Genomic DNA, 16722 nt, shown 5'->3' with positions numbered 1-16722 from the left:
CCAATAGGCTCACCAATAGCAACCATTAGATTGCCCACTTTACAAGCAAAGCTAACCTTAATGGTCAAACCTCCACTCATTCCACAAATTGCAGGCATAAAAAAACCGCTAAATTAGCGGTAATTTTAATGTGGTGCGCTCAGAGAGATTCGAACTCCCGACCCCTTAGTTCGTAGCCAAGTGCTCTATCCAGCTGAGCTATGAGCGCATCAGTTGCCATTTCGGCATGTGTCGTTACTTGTATTCGATTTGGTGCGCTCAGAGAGATTCGAACTCCCGACCCCTTAGTTCGTAGCCAAGTGCTCTATCCAGCTGAGCTATGAGCGCATTAATCGTGGCGGTGAGAGAGGGATTCGAACCCTCGATACAGTTACCCGTATGCATCCTTAGCAGGGATGTGGTTTCAGCCACTCACCCATCTCACCGTAACGAGACGCCATAATACAAACTTCATGCCCCTTACGCAAGCGATGAACTCAATTATTTGTAAAATAATGCATTGATTAATTAATTTTTAAACAATTTAAGCTAATTTGTTCTTTTTATACACAATTATATTTCTTAAAGTCATCCATCCATTTGGCTCAATACCGTATTTATTCATCTAACACACACAACGGCGGAAATAAATGCATCTATAAATGATGTTCCGTGTGCCAATCTATGACTTATGCTAAAGTAAGACCATCATTTATGTACATATAAGAAGTTACAACATGGATAAAAACTGGGTAGACCCCGAAGCAAAATCCGAATCAGAACGCTACGACAACCCCATTCCAAGTCGTACGCTTATTTCAGATACTATTCAACAAGCCGACACTGCACTTTCACATGCAGAATTGGTTGACCATTTTCAAATACAAGACCAAAAAAGTATTGAAGCCCTAGGGCATCGCTTAAATGCCATGATTCGAGATGGTCAACTGGGCAAAGAAGGCATTAAATTTTTTATACTCGCACCTGAACCGACACAAGACGCGACTGTTTATATTAATAGTAAAGGTTTTGGCATTGCCCAAATTGATGGTGAAGAAAACTTACAGCTTGCTGAGCGTGAACTGAGATTAGCATTCAACGGCGACAGAATTGCTGTACGCAAAACATCTGTAGACCGTAAAGGAAAAACATGGGGTCATATTGAAGACATTAAACAACACCGTGTTAAACAACTGATTGGTAAACTGTGCGAGCATGAAGGCGAATACTTTATTCAGCCTGCCATGCCAAACCAACACCAACCGATTACGCTTGAAAAAGAATTGGTTGCACACGCACAGATAAAACTCGGTGACTCGGTACGTATTGCCATAGATGACTACCCTACCCGTGACACCTTTGCCACAGGTCATATTGTGCAATCTATGGCCGATAAAGCCGACACAGAAATTATTATTCCGCAAACAATTCTCGAGTTTGGTTTGCCATATGAGTTTCCAGAAGAAGTGATCGCTGAAGCTGAACGCTTTAAAGAACCAACTGCGAAAGACCGTGCCAATCGTATTGATTTAAGAGATTTACCATTGGTCACTATTGATGGTGAAGATGCACGAGATTTTGACGATGCGGTCTATGCCGAAAAACGCCCAGGTGGTGGTTACCGTGTGGTGGTCGCAATTGCCGATGTCAGCCACTATGTACGTTTAGGTAAGCCGTTAGATGATGAAGCACAAGAACGTGGTACATCGGTTTACTTTCCTCACTATGTGCTTCCTATGCTTCCTGAAGCACTGTCTAATGGACTGTGTTCACTCAACCCACATGTAGACCGTCTATGTATGGTTTGTGATTTAACTTTGTCACGTTTAGGCCGTGTTACAGGATACAAATTCTACCCAAGTGTCATGCACTCTAAAGCCCGCTTAACATATACCCAAGTGGGGCAGTTTTTTGACGGTGAAACGAAAGCCATTCCAGAAGACAAAAGCATTCATAAGTCACTCAACACCTTATTCCAACTGTATCAGGTCTTAAAAAACTTACGTAGCCAACGCCATGCCATGGAGTTTGAAACTACAGAAACCTATATGACCTTTGATGAGTTAGGTGGCATTAAAGAAATCTTGCCTAGATCTCGTAATGAAGCACATAAACTCATTGAAGAATGTATGTTGCTGGCTAACGTAGCAGCCGCTGAGTATGCACTGGCCAATGATGTAGATATGCTATACCGTGTGCATGAGCCACCTGAGTTTTCTCGCACTCAAAAAGTACGTGACTTTGTAAAGCTTCTTGGTTTTCACTTCCCTGAACAACCCACTCAAGCAGACTACCAAGCGATTATTGAAGCTACGAAAGACCGTGTAGATGCGCAAACCATTCACGCAGTGCTACTACGCTCAATGATGCAAGCTTACTATGGCGCTAAGAATGCAGGGCACTTTGGTTTAGCATACGATGCATATACCCATTTCACCTCACCTATTCGACGTTACCCTGACTTACTGTTACACCGTGCCATTAAAGCCAAGTTAAGCCAAAAACCATCACCTATTTCAGGCCAAGCACTCGATGATGCAGGTGAACATTTTTCACAAACTGAACGCCGTGCAGATGAAGCATCACGCAGTGTAACCTCTTGGCTAAAATGCCACTATATGCAACAACATCTAGGTGATGAGTTCATTGGCCACATTACCACGGTTACCGAATTTGGCTTATTTATTACCCTTAAAGACCTATATGTTGACGGCATGATTCATATCAGCCAACTCGGTGATGACTTTTTTGTTTACGATGCATCAAGTCAAACATTAATTGGACAAAATCGCGGGCAAATCTTTGGCTTAGGTGATGAAGTTAAAATTCAAGTGGCTGGCGTAAACTTAGAAGAACGTAAAATTGATTTTGAGCTTATGAAGCAAATCACACATGCAGGGCGTGCTGTCCGTGAGCGTGCGCCACGTACACAAAAACCTGCATTAAGCGAAGATGGTTTTGCACCTGTTGCAAAGAAACTTAACAAATCTAATCCTGTACGCGAAGAAAAAGCGACAGAGCCTACGAAAAAGAAAAAACGTAGCTCTAAAAAATCAGGAGGCTATAAAGCAGGTGACGACCAGAAAAAAACCAGAAGCAAAGAAAAAATAAAAAAGGCGAAAAAAAAGAAAAAGTCTAATGCAAAAGTGAAGCAAGACTAAGTACTCACACCACCTAAAGACCAAGCCAAGTCCATGTTTGGCTTGGTCTATTTGTATAGATAAATCTCTTGTGTATAAAGCACAACCAACCACTACAATATATTTAACAAAACGTAAATAACCCTTGATTTTGCCTGAATAAACACCTAAACCTATAAGCATAAACCCAATTAGGCAATTATATTATGGCACTTACTTCGGCAACTCTGCCAGTATCCGACTTTTCAAATATTACCATTGCTCAGCTCAAGCAAAACGTAGAAGACATTATTTTAAAAGGGCAATCTTTTTTAGATGAGCTTAAGACTGTGCCCAATACTATTGAAGCACAAATGGATACCATCAATAACTTAGATGAATTATCTAACCAAATTGATGGAACATGGGGGGTGCTCTCACATCTTAATAGCGTGATGAGTAATGCAGAAACACGTGAAGCATATCAAGCCGTACTACCTCAACTGAGCCAATTTTTAACCCAAATTGGGCAACACACGGTCTTATATCAAACCTACCAAACATTGCATGATAGTGAGGCCTTTAAACAGCTTTCTGAAGCACAACAAAGTGCTATTCGCTTGTCACTAGATAACTTCAAGCGCTCAGGTGTAGCACTTGAAGGCGAAAAGAAAAAGCGTTTTGCTGACATCTCAGCTCGCCTGTCACAACTCTCTTCTAATTTCTCTAACCACGTGCTTGATGCAACACAAGCTTATGTAAAACCACTCACAGATGCAGAACTTAAAGGTTTGCCAGACAGTGCTGTAGAGCTACTAAAACAATATGGTCAACAACACCAATTAGAACAAGCTGTAGCAACGCTTGAGTTTCCATCATATATTGCCATCTTAACTTATGCTGAAGACCGTGCATTGAGAGAAGCTCTGTATAAAGCATACTGCACTAAAGCCTCGGACCAAGGTTCAGACCCTGCATTAGATAACACTGCAATCATTGAAGAAATTTTACAACTTCGCCAAGAAAAATCGGAGTTATTAGGTTTTAAAAACTTTGCAGAATTTTCAATTGCAGAAAAAATGGCACCCGATGCAAAAACCGTCCATGAGTTCTTGCTTGACCTTGCAGAACATGCAAAAAAACCTGCATCAGAAGAAATTGAAGCTCTCAAAAATATTGCAGCAAAAGATGGAATTACCCAAATTCAACCTTGGGATGCAACTTATTATTCAGAAAAACTTAAACAACAACTATTTAACCTATCGCAAGAAGAACTAAAACCTTACTTCCCTGCACCAAAGGTTCTTCAAGGTTTATTTAGTATTATTAAACAATTATACAAAGTAGAGATCATAGAGCGTAAAGCACCTGTATGGCATAAAGACGTACAATATTTTGAAATTGAAGATCAAGGCCAAGTCATTGCAGGTTTTTACTTCGATTTATATGCACGTCAAGGCAAACGAGGTGGCGCATGGATGAATGGTGCACGCTCTAGAATGCAAACTTCAAATGGTTTACAAAAACCGATTTGCTATATGGTATGTAACTTCACGCCACCTGTTGCAGATCAACCTGCACTCATCACACATGATGAAGTCACTACTTTATTCCATGAGTTTGGACATGGCTTACACCATATGCTCACTGAAGTAGACAATATTTGTGTTGCTGGAGTCAATGGTGTGGCATGGGATGCTGTAGAACTCCCAAGTCAATTTATGGAATTTTGGACATGGGATAAATCATCTCTTGATCAGCTTACTGGACATATCAGTACGAAAGAAACACTGCCACAAAATCTACTTGATGCATTACTCAATGCTCGATTTTTCCAATCAGGCATGCAAACCCTACGTCAAATTGAGTTTGCCTTATTCGACCTCAGTATTCATATGCAAGATAAAGCCTTAAATGCCCAAGAAGTACAGCAAATACTTAATGAGCTACGTGCTAAAATTTCAGTACTGCCTACTGTAAGCTATAACCGCTTTCAACATAGCTTCAATCATATTTTTGCAGGCGGATATGCAGCTGGTTACTACTCTTACAAGTGGGCTGAAGTATTGGCAAGCGATGCATTTGAACGTTTTGAGCAAGAAGGTTTATTTAATCAAACCACTGGCCAAGCATTTAGATCAGCGATTTTAGCTGTGGGTGGTAAAAATGATGCACTCGATGCCTTTATACAATTTAGAGGTCGCGAACCAAAAATAGATGCGCTGTTAAGACATCAGGGTTGGACTGAAACCACTGCATCTGCATAAATTAAACAATATATAGTGAGTATAATTTTATGAAAAAAAGATTTATTGCGGGTGCAATTTGCCCCAAGTGTCAGGCTTTAGATCGTATTATTATGCTCACCGATTCACTTGGTGAAGAGCATATAGAATGTATTGCATGTGATTATCGTGATATGCGTCCACAACATATCTCTTCACCAGCATTAAATAAAGTAGATGAGATTGGCGTTATTCAATTTAGACCAAGACGTTAGTTATGATCTTTTGAATTTAATGATTGGCTGTATAAGCGTGCTAGGACTTTCATTTTTTTATAATCTTGGGGTGTCAGTTGGTCTCGCCAAATAATTTGAGTAGACCAGCGCTTTACTCCACTAAAACAAAAAGCAAAATATAGCTGATGGTCTAAAATCAAACATACCTCTTTTGTCACCACGCTATCTGTGTACTCAAATGTCCATATATTTTGATCTAGTAATGCAAATGAAGAAAGTTTTCGCTCTTCTCTTAGAAACATATATAAAATGAGCATTAAAAAACAGGCAGATAAAACAGTATATTTAAGTGCAACTGATTGATATATAAATATTACAATCAAGATAAACCATATAGCTTGCACCCTATACTTTAAACGGCTTTGGATGACTGAAAAATATAAATCACTCATGTAGATACATTTTTATTTTTCTAATTAATGCTGTTAAGTTAGACGATGGTGCTTTCTCTTCACTCAAAAACCAATCAAGCAAATCTGGGTCTTCATACTCAATTAACTGCTCAAATAGTTGTTGCTCTTCTTTGGATGCATTTAAATAATGCTGTTTTGCATAAGGATCAAAATAAATATCTAATTCTTTTAAGCCTCTTCTTGCTCTATAAATCGTTTTTCTTTGCTCTAAAGTCATCATTGTTCATTCCATCTTTTATTTAGTCATCAATAAGAATCAAAATACCAAAATTATCAGTCAATATTAATATAAAAATATTTTATTCTCTTTAGATCATGACCTCATGCTCTGCAAAAGAAAATGTAATACGTGGCTCTAGATTAAATACACAATACTTAAAATACAGTGAAATAAATATGGCTTGAATGGATATAAATATAGGTAAAAAATAAACCTAAAGAATGGCTTATTGAATTCATTAATACATTGCTTTCAAATACAGACAATAAAAAAGGCCAGAAAATCTGACCTTTTTTATTATTACTTGAGCAATTACTCTGCTGAAGTATTTACTTCACGATCTACAAGCTCAACGTAAGCCATCGGTGCTGCATCTCCAGCACGGAAGCCTGCTTTAAGCACGCGTAGATAGCCGCCGTTACGCTCTTTGTAGCGAGGGCCTAGAACAGTAAATAATTTACCAACAGTTGCTGCATTACGAGTACGAGCAAACGCAATACGACGGTTTGCTACTGTATCGTTTTTAGCTAAAGTGATTAAAGGCTCAGCAACACGACGAAGCTCTTTCGCCTTAGGTAAAGTCGTTTTAATTAGCTCGTGCTCTACAAGAGCATTTGCTAAATTTTGAAACAACGCCTTACGGTGGCTGCTTGTACGGCCTAATTTCACACCACTATTACGATGACGCATGGTGATAGTCCTACTTAATTAACGGCTACGATAGGCAAAACGGTCGTCCATACGAAGACTAGCTGGTGGCCAGTTCTCTAGACGCATACCTAGTTGTAAACCTTTCGATGCCAACACATCTTTAATCTCAGTCAACGATTTTTTACCTAAGTTTGGAGTTTTTAATAACTCAACTTCAGTACGCTGAACAAGATCACCAATGTAATAAATATTTTCTGCTTTTAAACAATTCGCAGAACGAACAGTAAGCTCTAGATCATCTACTGGACGAAGCAAGATTGGATCAACTTCTTCGCGAGGCTCTTGAGCAACTGGTGTTTGATCTTTCTGCAAGTCAACAAATATTGCGATTTGTTGTTGCAAAATTGTTGCTGCCTTACGAATCGCTTCTTCAGGATCAACAGTACCATTTGTTTCAAGATCAATGATCAACTTATCAAGGTCTGTACGTTGTTCTACACGTGCATTTTCTACAGTGTAAGAAATACGCTTGATTGGGCTATAACTTGCATCTAACTGTAAACGTCCAACTGGGCGAGTTTCGCCTTCAGGAAAACGTGAGTCCGATGTTTCATAGCCACGACCTTGACATACTTTAAGGCGCATTTTTAATGAACCAGATGCACTTAAAGTACCGATCACATGCTCAGGGTTAACCAATTCAACATTATGAGGTAAACGAAGATCTGCAGCTGTAACATCGCCAGGACCTTGTTTTTCTAATGTTAAATATGCTTCATTTTGATCGAACAGCTTAATCGACAATCCTTTAAGGTTCAGCAAGAGCTCGACGATGTCCTGCTGCAAGCCTTCTAAAGTACTGTACTCGTGCTCGACGCCTTCTATTTCAACTTCTACCACAGCAGCGCCAGGCAAAGAAGACAATAGGATGCGACGTAAAGCATTACCAAGAGTATGACCAAAGCCACGCTCTAATGGTTCAAGAATCACTTTTGCCGAGGTCCCGCTTGCCGCTTCGACCTTGATCGCTTGCGGAGTAAGGAACTCGTTTGCAGTACGCGTCATTATTGCTACCTCAAGGATTATTTAGAATACAATTCTACAATCAAGCTTTCATTGATTTCAGCAGGTAGATCAGAACGATCTGGTGCAGCTTTAAACGTGCCTTCAAACTTAGAGTGATCAACTTCAACCCAAGTTGGAATACCACGTTGAGTCGCTAGCTCAACTGCGCTTTTAATACGTAGTTGTTGCTTAGCACCTTCATGAACGGCAATTACATCACCTGATTTTACTTGAATAGACGCAATGTTTACACGACGACCATTTAAAGTAATAGAACGGTGACTTACTAATTGACGCGCTTCTGCACGTGTAGAACCAAAGCCCATGCGATAAACAACGTTATCAAGACGGCTTTCAAGTAACTTTAATAAGTTTTCACCTGTTGCGCCTTTAACACGAGCAGCTTCTTTATAGTAATTACTAAACTGACGCTCTAAAACACCGTACATACGACGTACTTTTTGTTTTTCACGTAATTGTAGTGAGTACTCTGATTGCTTTGCACGTGACTGGCCATGTTGACCAGGTGCTTTAGCATGTTTTTTAGTTTTGACGTCAAATGGTTTAACGCCAGATTTAAGTTGCAGGTCTGTCCCTTCACGACGAGAGAGTTTGCATTTTGGACCAATATAACGAGCCATGAATGATTCTCCTTAGACGCGACGTTTTTTAGGTGGACGACAACCGTTGTGAGGAATTGGAGTCACATCGGTAATGCTGCTAATCTTATAACCCACTGCTCCTAATGCACGAACCGCGGACTCACGACCTGGACCAGGACCTTTTACAAGGACTTCCAAGTTTTTCAAACCGTAATCTAAAGCTGCTTTACCAGCAACTTCAGCAGCTACCTGAGCAGCAAACGGAGTTGATTTACGTGAACCACGGAAGCCTTGTCCACCAGAGGTAGCCCAAGCCAATGCATTACCTTGACGATCGGTAATCGTTACAATGGTGTTATTAAAAGAAGCGTGAATGTGTGCAACACCTTCAGAGACGGTACGAGTGACCTTCTTGCGTGTGCGAGTATCTTTAGCCATCTTTTAGCTTCCAGAAAATCTTACTTTTTAATCGGTTTGCGCGGACCTTTACGGGTACGTGCGTTAGTTTTTGTGCGTTGACCGCGGACAGGCAAGCTACGACGATGACGAAGGCCACGATAGCAACCTAAATCCATTAAACGTTTAATGTTCATGGAAATTTCGCGACGTAAGTCACCTTCGGTTGGAACCTTAGCAACTTCTGCACGAATCGCATCAAGCTGAGCATCATCCAACTCACGAACTTTAGTAGTGAAGCCAATGCCAGCAGCTGCAAGAATAGTTTCTGCAGTGTGACGACCTACACCAAAAATGTAAGTGAGGGAGATAACAGCATGCTTGTTATCCGGAATGTTTACACCGGCAATACGAGCCATTCACTTTCTCCAAAAAGGCAGTTGAGTTAACAGACCACCCATTAAATTCTTAAGGAGCGGATATTAACTCAATTCACCTACTGAAATCAACAGTCTAAGTTATTTTATTAACCTTGACGCTGTTTATGACGAGGTTCTGCGTTACAAATCACGCGGATAACCCCATTACGACGGATAACTTTACAGCTACCACAAATTTTCTTTACAGAAGCTTGTACTTTCATGATGAAAACCTATAAGTGTGCTTATCCCTTAGGATGAGCTGTCGTTTTTTTCATCAATGTCTGATTGTCATACTGGTGTGATGTTAAATGTGATTGTAGCTGGGCCATAAAGTCCATAACCACAACAACAACAATTAACAATGATGTACCACCGACATTCATCGTCATGCTAAATGTACTTTGTAGTATCATTGGCATTAGACAAATAAAGGTAATATATATTGCACCAATAAACGTCAAACGATTGAGAATATGATCTAAGTAACGAGCTGTTTGCTCTCCTGGGCGTATACCAGGCACATAAGCACCACTACGTTTTAAATTCTCTGAAACCTCTTTAGGACTAAATACAAGTGCCGTATAGAAATAACAGAAGAAGATAATTAGCGCAGCGAAAAGTACCAAGTACAATGTATGTCCAGGCGACAACACAAGTGCTAAATCTTGTAAACTACGCTTAATAAAGCCAGCATTAGGATCTGTACTACCCACCCATTGTCCAAGACTTGCTGGAAACAATAAAAGTGAACTTGCAAAAATCGCTGGTATCACACCTGCCATATTAATTTTCAATGGTAAATGTGTTTGTTGCGCAGTAAATATTCGGCGACCTTGTTGTTTTTGTGCATAATTTACAGTAATTCTACGTTGTGCTTTTTCAATAAACACAATAGCAACTAGAACAGCAAGTGCAAGTACAGCAAGCACAACCAACCCAATCACACTCGTTTGGCCATTTTCCACAGCAGAAAATGACTGTAAAACTAGATTAGGTAAGTTTGCCACAATACCTGCAAATATGATCATAGAAATACCATTACCAATACCACGCTCGGTAATTTGTTCTCCCAACCACATTAGAAACATTGTTCCAGCAATCAAAGATGTTACTGCAGGTACATAAAATGCTAAGCCCGAGTTTAAAGTAATGCCTTGAGAGATTAACCCTGCACACATACCTGTCGCTTGGACGATTGCTAAAATCAAAGTACCTTGACGGGTATATTGATTAATTTTACGTTTACCTTGCTCGCCTTCTTTTTTCAAAGCTTCTAGAGAAGGAATTACTGTTGACATTAACTGCACAATAATTGATGCAGAAATGTAAGGCATAATTCCCAATGCTAGAATAGACATACGTTGCAATGCACCACCAGAGAACATATTAAACAAACCAAGAATCGTTCCTTGATTTGCATTAAATAAATGCTCTAGTGCTGTATTATTTATGCCTGGTACGGGAATATGCGATCCTAGTCTAAATACCAATAGTGCACAGATTAAAAACACCATGCGACGTATAATTTCACGGTATTTTACGTGGAAAGGCTGACCTTTCATCATGTGAACATGACTTGAAGAACTAGGAGACATAGACACTCGTATTACTCCTCGACTTTACCGCCAGCAGCTTCAATTGCAGCTTTAGCGCCTTTAGTCAATACAACACCTTTAACAGTGAATGCACGAGTTATTTCGCCTGAAAGCACAATACGAGCACGTACTTGGTCACGACGCACAACGTTTGCAGCTTTTAAAGTTTCAAGGCTAACAATATCGCCTTCCACTTTGTTTAATTCAGAAACACGCACTTCAGCAGTTTTTAATGCCAACTGACTTGTGAAACCAAACTTAGGCAAACGACGATAAATTGCTGTTTGACCACCTTCAAAGCCTGGACGAACGCCACCGCTTTTACGTGACTTTTGCCCTTTAACACCACGACCACCAGTCTTACCTACACCAGAACCGATACCACGGCCAAGACGGCGGTGTTCACGCTTTGCACCTTCTGCAGGTGATAGTTCATTTAAACGCAGAGTCATAGCTTTACCCCTCTACACTAACCATATAGTAGACTTTATTGATCATACCACGGTTAGAAGGTGTATCTTGCACTTCTACAGTATGACCGATGCGACGCAGACCTAAACCTTGTAGGCACAGCTTGTGATTTTTCAAACGGTGCGAAGAAGATTTGATCTGGGTAACTTTAATCGTTTTCATGATCTATTTACCCTTGAATTTCTGCTACAGTTTTACCACGTTTCGCAGCGACTTTCTCAGGAGAAGTCATATCACGCAAACCTTTAAAAGTTGCGTTCACTACGTTAGCAGCATTTGTAGAACCATAACATTTAGCAAGTACGTTATGCACACCTGCCGCTTCTAAGACAGCACGCATCGCACCACCAGCAATTACACCAGTACCTTCTGAAGCAGGCTGCATGTATACACGGCTTGCACCATGACGACCATTCACAGGATGTTGTAAAGTGCTTCCGCTTAGGTCAACAGTAATCATATTGCGACGTGCAGCTTCAAGTGCTTTAGAAATAGCAGCAGGAACTTCACGTGCTTTACCACGACCAAAACCAACACGACCGTTACCATCACCCACCACAGTCAATGCTGTGAAAGAGAAAATACGACCACCTTTTACAACCTTGGCTACACGATCAACGGCAACCAGTTTCTCAACGAGACCTTCGTTTTGTTCAACTTTCGCCATGATTAGAACTCCAAGCCAGCTTCACGGGCAGCATCAGCCAAAGCTTTAATACGACCATGATATTTAAAACCAGAACGGTCGAATGCAACTTTAACAATACCAGCTGCTTTAGCTCGTTCTGCGATTAATGCACCCACTTTAGCTGCTGCTGCAACATTACCAGTGCCATCGCTACGTAGTGACGCATCTAAAGTAGAAGCTTGTGCTAATACTTTGCCACCATCTGCAGAAATGATTTGAGCGTAGATGTGACGCGGCGTGCGGTTTACGCACAAACGAGTCGCACCCAATGCACGAATGTGCAAGCGTGTGCTTTTTGCACGACGCAAACGGGATTGTTTCTTTTCGTTCATAAGAACCTCGCGCCTTATTTCTTCTTAGCTTCTTTACGAAGAATAACTTCATCCGAATAACGAACACCTTTACCTTTATACGGCTCAGGAGAACGATAAGCACGGATATTTGCAGCCACTTGACCTAACAACTGTTTGTTTGCTGATTTCAACAAAATTTCAGTTGCAGTTGGAGTTTCTGCAGTTACACCTTCAGGTAATACGTAATCAATTGGATGTGAGAAACCTAAGTTAAGGTTTACAACATTTCCTTTTACGGCAGCTTTGTAACCAACACCAATAAGCTGGAGTTTACGTTCAAAACCTTCGTTTACGCCTTTAACAAGATTATTTAATACAGCGCGAGCAGTTCCGGCTTGCATCCAAGCATCTTGCGAGTTTTTAACTGGAGCAAGTTGAAGTTTACCTTCTTCCTGTTTTAGCTCGACCAGCGCATGCAGGTTGAAAGACAATGTACCTTTCGTGCCTTTCACTTCGACCTGCCGGCCGTTCTGAGTAACTGATACACCATTTGGCACAGTTACTGGGGCTTTAGCCACACGAGACATGAGGAATCACCTATTAAGAAACAAAAGCAATAACTTCACCACCGATACCAGCAGCACGTGCTGCGCGATCAGTCATGATGCCTTTGCTTGTAGAAACAATTGCAATACCTAATCCTTGCTTAACGCTTGGAAGTTTATCTTTACCGCGATATTGACGTAGACCAGGACGGCTTACGCGTTTCACAGTTTCAATAACTGGTTTGCCTTCGAAATATTTTAAAGTAATAGTCAAAGTAGCTTTGCCTTCAACAGTAGCAACATCTACATTTGAAATATAACCTTCTTGCTCTAAAACGTTTGCAATAGCAACTTTTAGATTAGAGCTAGGCATAGAAACAGTTTGTTTTTTTGCCATTTGTGCGTTACGAACACGTGTTAGCATGTCGGCAACGGTATCTTGCATACTCATTATAGTCGCCCCTTACCAGCTAGCTTTCACAACGCCAGGTACATCACCTTGCATTACTGTATCACGTAATTTGTTACGGCTTAAACCGAACTTACGGAAGTAACCATGAGGACGACCTGTTAAACCACAACGGTTGCGCAAACGTACTGGAGATGCATTACGTGGCAATGCTTGTAATTTAAGCATTGCTTCGAAACGTTCTTCATCGCTTGCATTTACATTTGCAATTACTGCTTTTAAAGCAGCACGTTTTGCAGCAAATTTAGCAACTGTTTTTTCGCGTTTTAATTCGCGATTAATCATACCTTTCTTAGCCATATCGACCTCTTATTTGAACGGGAAGCCGAATGCACGCATAAGCGCACGGCCTTCGTCATCGGTGCGAGCAGTCGTAGTAATGGTAATATCCATACCACGAATACGATCAATCTTATCAAAATCGATTTCAGGGAAAACGATTTGCTCTTTCAAGCCCATTGAGTAGTTACCACGACCATCAAATGATTTTGAAGAAAAACCACGGAAGTCACGGATACGAGGGATTGCAATAGAGATCAAACGGTCTAAGAACTCATACATTTGCTCGCCACGTAATGTAACTTTACATCCGATTGGCCAACCATCACGGATTTTAAAACCAGCGATTGATTTACGAGCAAGTGTAAGCACAGGCTTCTGACCAGCAATAAGTTGCATATCAGAAAGTGCACCATCCAATAATTTCTTATCAGCTGCTGCAGCACCAACACCCATGTTCAGTGTAATTTTTGTAATGCGTGGAATTTGCATTACATTTGCTAGACCAAGTTCTTCTCTTAACTTTGCCTTGAGCTCTTCGTTGTAACGTGTTTTAAGTCTGGCCATTGCCTTTTTCAACCTATTACTTTGCTACCGCCACTGATTCACCATTTGATTTATAAACACGAGTTTTCGTGTTGTTTTCATCAAACTGGTAACCAATACGGTCAGCTTTTTGGGTTGTAGCATTTAAAATTGCCACATTCGAGATATGAAGCGAAGCTTCTTGAGTAACAATACCGCCTTCGGCACCTGTTGCTCTGTTTGGTTTTTGATGTTTCTTCACCAAATTAAGGCCTTCAACCTTAATACGGTCATTAGAAACAGACAAAACAGTACCTTGTTTGCCTTTTTCTTTACCTGCGATCACAATAATTTGATCGCCTTTTCTGATTTTAGCCATGGTCGCCTCTTTATAGAACTTCTGGAGCTAATGAAATAATTTTCATAAACTGTTCAGTACGAAGTTCACGAGTCACTGGTCCAAAGATACGAGTCGCAATCGGTGCTTTGTTAGTGTTCAACAAAACTGCAGCATTATCATCAAAACGGATCACAGAACCATCTGGACGACGAGTACCAAATTTTGTACGCACAACAACTGCATTCATCACATCGCCTTTTTTAACACGGCCACGTGGGATTGCTTCTTTTACAGTAACTTTAATAATATCGCCAACTGAAGCATAACGACGGTGAGAACCACCCAGTACTTTAATACACTGTACGCGGCGTGCACCACTGTTGTCTGCTACGTCAAGCATCGTTTCGGTTTGAATCATTGCCCTACTCCAAAACCGAGCATCACCGGTCACAATTTCGAAAGACGCATAGCGTACTCGAAATTAACCGATGATGCAACAAGAACGTCTAATTACTCAGCAGCTGCTTCAACAACTTCCACTAAAGCCCAAGCTTTAGTTTTAGATACTGGGCGGCTTTCTTTAATGGTCACAGTGTCGCCAATTTTAGCAACATTGTTCTCATCATGAGCGTGTAATTTTGTTGAACGGCGGATTGATTTGCCATACAACGGGTGTTGAACTTGGCGTTCAATAAGCACAACAATAGATTTTTCCATTTTGTCGCTTACGACTTTACCAGTCAACGTGCGGACTGTTTTTTCACTCATTGTCCGTTCCCCTCTTTTTCGGTAAGGAGTGTCTTAATACGAGCAACTGTTTTACGAGCAACTTGCACTTCGTGCGTTTTACCCAATTGACCAGTTGCCTTAGCCATACGAAGACGGAATTGGTTAAGCTGAGTTTCATCAAGTACAGCTTTCAACTCTTCTACCGATTTTTCACGTAGATCTTTAGTTTTCATTACATTACCGTCCGATTCACGATAGCAGTTTTAAACGGAAGTTTAGCAGCAGCTAAAGCAAATGCTTCACGCGCTAATTCTTCGTTTACACCTTCCATCTCGTAAAGAATCTTACCTGGTTTGATTTCACAAACCCAGTACTCCACACTACCCTTACCTTTACCCATACGCACTTCAAGAGGCTTTTGAGTAATTGGCTTGTCTGGGAATACACGGATGAAGATTTTACCACCACGTTTAACACGACGGCTAATAGTACGACGTGCAGCTTCAATTTGACGCGCAGTCATACGACCACGTTCAACTGATTTAAGTGCAATTGTACCAAAAGATACTGTACTACCGCGATGTGCTAGACCAGTGTTACGGCCTTTTTGCACTTTACGAAATTTTGTACGTTTAGGTTGCAACATGAATTATTCTCCCTTAGCAGCAGAACGATCATTGCGACGACCACGACGCTCTTGACCTTCACGACCGCGACCACGTTTCGCTGGACGTTCTTCTTGTGGTGCAGGGTTCATGACTTGTTTCATGCCACCTAGAATTTCACCACGGAAAACCCATACTTTAACGCCGATCGTACCGTAAGTTGTTTCAGCACGTACAGATGCATAGTCGATATCAGCACGAAGTGTATGCAAAGGTACACGACCTTCACGATACCACTCAGTACGTGCGATCTCTGCGCCACCTAGACGACCAGAAACCTCAACTTTGATACCTTTAGCGCCAGCACGCATAGAGTTTTGTACCGCACGCTTCATTGCACGACGGAACATCACACGCTTTTCCAACTGAGAAGCAATTGCTTCAGCAACAAGTTTTGCATCTAAGTCTGGGCGTTCGATTTCATTGATACTTACTTGTGCAGGCATACCCATAATAGCAGTAAGCTCACGCTGTAATTTCTCAATGTCTTCGCCTTTCTTACCAATAACGATACCAGGACGAGCTGTGCTAATTGTTACTTTAGCAGCGCCTGTTGGACGTTCAATAAGAATGTTGCTTACCATAGCGCTCTTCAATTTTTTCGTTAAAAACTCACGAACTTGAAGATCTTTTAGTAAGTATTCAGAATATTGTTTCGGGCTCGCATACCAGTTAGCGTTATGACGTTTCACAACACCTAGGCGGATACCGATTGGATGAACCTTCTGACCCATA

The 16722-nt window shown here is 41.0% G+C and carries 25 protein-coding genes, 3 tRNA genes and 1 pseudogene; 3 read left to right on the top strand and 26 right to left on the bottom strand.

What is annotated here, in order from left to right; translation table 11 throughout:
• Positions 1 to 131 precede the first annotated feature (131 nt).
• The 3 genes from I2F31_RS09830 to I2F31_RS09820 form a co-directional block, all read right to left on the bottom strand.
• Positions 132 to 208: transfer RNA gene (locus tag I2F31_RS09830), tRNA-Arg, on the bottom strand.
• A 42-nt stretch (positions 209 to 250) separates the two neighbouring features.
• Positions 251 to 327: transfer RNA gene (locus I2F31_RS09825), tRNA-Arg, on the bottom strand.
• Positions 328 to 335: 8 nt separating this feature from the next.
• A tRNA-Ser gene (locus I2F31_RS09820) sits at positions 336 to 425 on the bottom strand.
• A 291-nt stretch (positions 426 to 716) separates the two neighbouring features.
• On the opposite strand from I2F31_RS09820, the gene rnr reads away from it, so the two are divergent.
• From rnr to I2F31_RS09805, 3 genes are all read left to right on the top strand, one after another.
• Complete coding sequence (gene rnr / locus I2F31_RS09815; protein WP_195769006.1) at positions 717 to 3140, top strand: ribonuclease R; 2424 nt, start codon at positions 717 to 719, stop codon at positions 3138 to 3140.
• 185 nt (positions 3141 to 3325) lie between these two features.
• Positions 3326 to 5365 (top strand): M3 family metallopeptidase, encoded by a 2040-nt coding sequence (locus I2F31_RS09810; RefSeq protein WP_195769005.1) that lies wholly within the window; start codon positions 3326 to 3328, stop codon positions 5363 to 5365.
• A gap of 29 nt (positions 5366 to 5394) precedes the next feature.
• Positions 5395 to 5598, top strand: a complete 204-nt coding sequence (locus tag I2F31_RS09805) for a YheV family putative zinc ribbon protein (RefSeq protein WP_195769004.1) — start codon at positions 5395 to 5397, stop codon at positions 5596 to 5598.
• On the opposite strand, the gene I2F31_RS09800 is transcribed toward I2F31_RS09805, so the two are convergent.
• From I2F31_RS09800 to rpsC, 23 genes and pseudogenes are all read right to left on the bottom strand, one after another.
• On the bottom strand, positions 5595 to 6011 hold the full coding sequence (locus I2F31_RS09800) for a hypothetical protein (RefSeq protein ID WP_195769003.1): 417 nt from the start codon (positions 6009 to 6011) through the stop codon (positions 5595 to 5597). The two genes, I2F31_RS09805 and I2F31_RS09800, sit on opposite strands and share 4 nt — an antisense overlap.
• Complete coding sequence (locus I2F31_RS09795; protein ID WP_195769002.1) at positions 6004 to 6252, bottom strand: FAD assembly factor SdhE; 249 nt, start codon at positions 6250 to 6252, stop codon at positions 6004 to 6006. Before I2F31_RS09795 ends, I2F31_RS09800 begins: the two co-directional genes overlap by 8 nt.
• A gap of 312 nt (positions 6253 to 6564) precedes the next feature.
• A complete protein-coding gene (gene rplQ, locus I2F31_RS09790; protein WP_195769001.1) occupies positions 6565 to 6942 on the bottom strand; it encodes a 50S ribosomal protein L17 in 378 nt (125 codons plus the stop codon).
• Positions 6943 to 6960: 18 nt separating this feature from the next.
• Complete coding sequence (locus tag I2F31_RS09785) at positions 6961 to 7968, bottom strand: DNA-directed RNA polymerase subunit alpha (RefSeq protein WP_195769000.1); 1008 nt, start codon at positions 7966 to 7968, stop codon at positions 6961 to 6963.
• Positions 7969 to 7985: 17 nt separating this feature from the next.
• Complete coding sequence (rpsD, locus tag I2F31_RS09780; RefSeq protein WP_195768999.1) at positions 7986 to 8609, bottom strand: 30S ribosomal protein S4; 624 nt, start codon at positions 8607 to 8609, stop codon at positions 7986 to 7988.
• 12 nt (positions 8610 to 8621) lie between these two features.
• Positions 8622 to 9008 (bottom strand): 30S ribosomal protein S11, encoded by a 387-nt coding sequence (gene rpsK, locus I2F31_RS09775; protein WP_023273382.1) that lies wholly within the window; start codon positions 9006 to 9008, stop codon positions 8622 to 8624.
• Positions 9009 to 9028: 20 nt separating this feature from the next.
• A complete protein-coding gene (gene rpsM / locus I2F31_RS09770; RefSeq protein ID WP_195768998.1) occupies positions 9029 to 9385 on the bottom strand; it encodes a 30S ribosomal protein S13 in 357 nt (118 codons plus the stop codon).
• 107 nt (positions 9386 to 9492) lie between these two features.
• On the bottom strand, positions 9493 to 9609 hold the full coding sequence (gene rpmJ, locus I2F31_RS09765) for a 50S ribosomal protein L36 (protein WP_017395330.1): 117 nt from the start codon (positions 9607 to 9609) through the stop codon (positions 9493 to 9495).
• A 21-nt stretch (positions 9610 to 9630) separates the two neighbouring features.
• Complete coding sequence (gene secY / locus I2F31_RS09760) at positions 9631 to 10950, bottom strand: preprotein translocase subunit SecY (protein ID WP_195769029.1); 1320 nt, start codon at positions 10948 to 10950, stop codon at positions 9631 to 9633.
• Between the two features lie 44 nt (positions 10951 to 10994).
• Positions 10995 to 11435, bottom strand: a complete 441-nt coding sequence (gene rplO, locus I2F31_RS09755) for a 50S ribosomal protein L15 (protein ID WP_195768997.1) — start codon at positions 11433 to 11435, stop codon at positions 10995 to 10997.
• Between the two features lie 4 nt (positions 11436 to 11439).
• Entirely contained in the window at positions 11440 to 11616 is a 177-nt protein-coding gene (rpmD, locus tag I2F31_RS09750; protein ID WP_092748463.1) for a 50S ribosomal protein L30, read from the bottom strand.
• A gap of 7 nt (positions 11617 to 11623) precedes the next feature.
• On the bottom strand, positions 11624 to 12121 hold the full coding sequence (gene rpsE / locus I2F31_RS09745) for a 30S ribosomal protein S5 (RefSeq protein WP_195768996.1): 498 nt from the start codon (positions 12119 to 12121) through the stop codon (positions 11624 to 11626).
• A gap of 2 nt (positions 12122 to 12123) precedes the next feature.
• Positions 12124 to 12474: a 50S ribosomal protein L18 gene (gene rplR / locus I2F31_RS09740; RefSeq protein ID WP_195768995.1), complete on the bottom strand. Its 351-nt coding sequence runs from the start codon at positions 12472 to 12474 to the stop codon at positions 12124 to 12126.
• A 14-nt stretch (positions 12475 to 12488) separates the two neighbouring features.
• Complete coding sequence (gene rplF / locus I2F31_RS09735) at positions 12489 to 13022, bottom strand: 50S ribosomal protein L6 (protein WP_195768994.1); 534 nt, start codon at positions 13020 to 13022, stop codon at positions 12489 to 12491.
• Positions 13023 to 13035: 13 nt separating this feature from the next.
• On the bottom strand, positions 13036 to 13431 hold the full coding sequence (gene rpsH, locus I2F31_RS09730; RefSeq protein WP_195768993.1) for a 30S ribosomal protein S8: 396 nt from the start codon (positions 13429 to 13431) through the stop codon (positions 13036 to 13038).
• 12 nt (positions 13432 to 13443) lie between these two features.
• Positions 13444 to 13749, bottom strand: a complete 306-nt coding sequence (gene rpsN / locus I2F31_RS09725) for a 30S ribosomal protein S14 (protein WP_195768992.1) — start codon at positions 13747 to 13749, stop codon at positions 13444 to 13446.
• A 9-nt stretch (positions 13750 to 13758) separates the two neighbouring features.
• Complete coding sequence (gene rplE / locus I2F31_RS09720; protein ID WP_195768991.1) at positions 13759 to 14295, bottom strand: 50S ribosomal protein L5; 537 nt, start codon at positions 14293 to 14295, stop codon at positions 13759 to 13761.
• Between the two features lie 16 nt (positions 14296 to 14311).
• Positions 14312 to 14632 carry a 50S ribosomal protein L24 gene (gene rplX / locus I2F31_RS09715; protein WP_195768990.1) on the bottom strand — a complete coding sequence of 107 codons (321 nt, stop codon included), beginning with the start codon at positions 14630 to 14632 and terminating at the stop codon, positions 14312 to 14314.
• Between the two features lie 10 nt (positions 14633 to 14642).
• The gene (gene rplN / locus I2F31_RS09710; protein ID WP_195768989.1) at positions 14643 to 15011 is read right to left on the bottom strand and encodes a 50S ribosomal protein L14; all 369 of its coding nucleotides are present in this window, start codon (positions 15009 to 15011) and stop codon (positions 14643 to 14645) included.
• 92 nt (positions 15012 to 15103) lie between these two features.
• Entirely contained in the window at positions 15104 to 15361 is a 258-nt protein-coding gene (gene rpsQ / locus I2F31_RS09705) for a 30S ribosomal protein S17 (protein ID WP_195768988.1), read from the bottom strand.
• Positions 15358 to 15555 carry a 50S ribosomal protein L29 gene (gene rpmC, locus I2F31_RS09700; RefSeq protein WP_195768987.1) on the bottom strand — a complete coding sequence of 66 codons (198 nt, stop codon included), beginning with the start codon at positions 15553 to 15555 and terminating at the stop codon, positions 15358 to 15360. The genes rpsQ and rpmC overlap by 4 nt, the downstream gene beginning before the upstream one ends.
• Positions 15555 to 15968, bottom strand: a complete 414-nt coding sequence (gene rplP / locus I2F31_RS09695; protein WP_195768986.1) for a 50S ribosomal protein L16 — start codon at positions 15966 to 15968, stop codon at positions 15555 to 15557. Before rplP ends, rpmC begins: the two co-directional genes overlap by 1 nt.
• Positions 15908 to 16721 (bottom strand): annotated as a pseudogene (gene rpsC, locus I2F31_RS09690) (30S ribosomal protein S3). Before rpsC ends, rplP begins: the two are co-directional and overlap by 61 nt.
• Position 16722: the final 1 nt, after the last annotated feature.

It is taken from the genome of Acinetobacter rathckeae (assembly GCF_015627125.1).
GTDB classification, from domain to species: Bacteria; Pseudomonadota; Gammaproteobacteria; order Pseudomonadales; family Moraxellaceae; genus Acinetobacter; species Acinetobacter rathckeae.
This window is presented reverse-complemented; position numbering and strand designations above follow the sequence as displayed.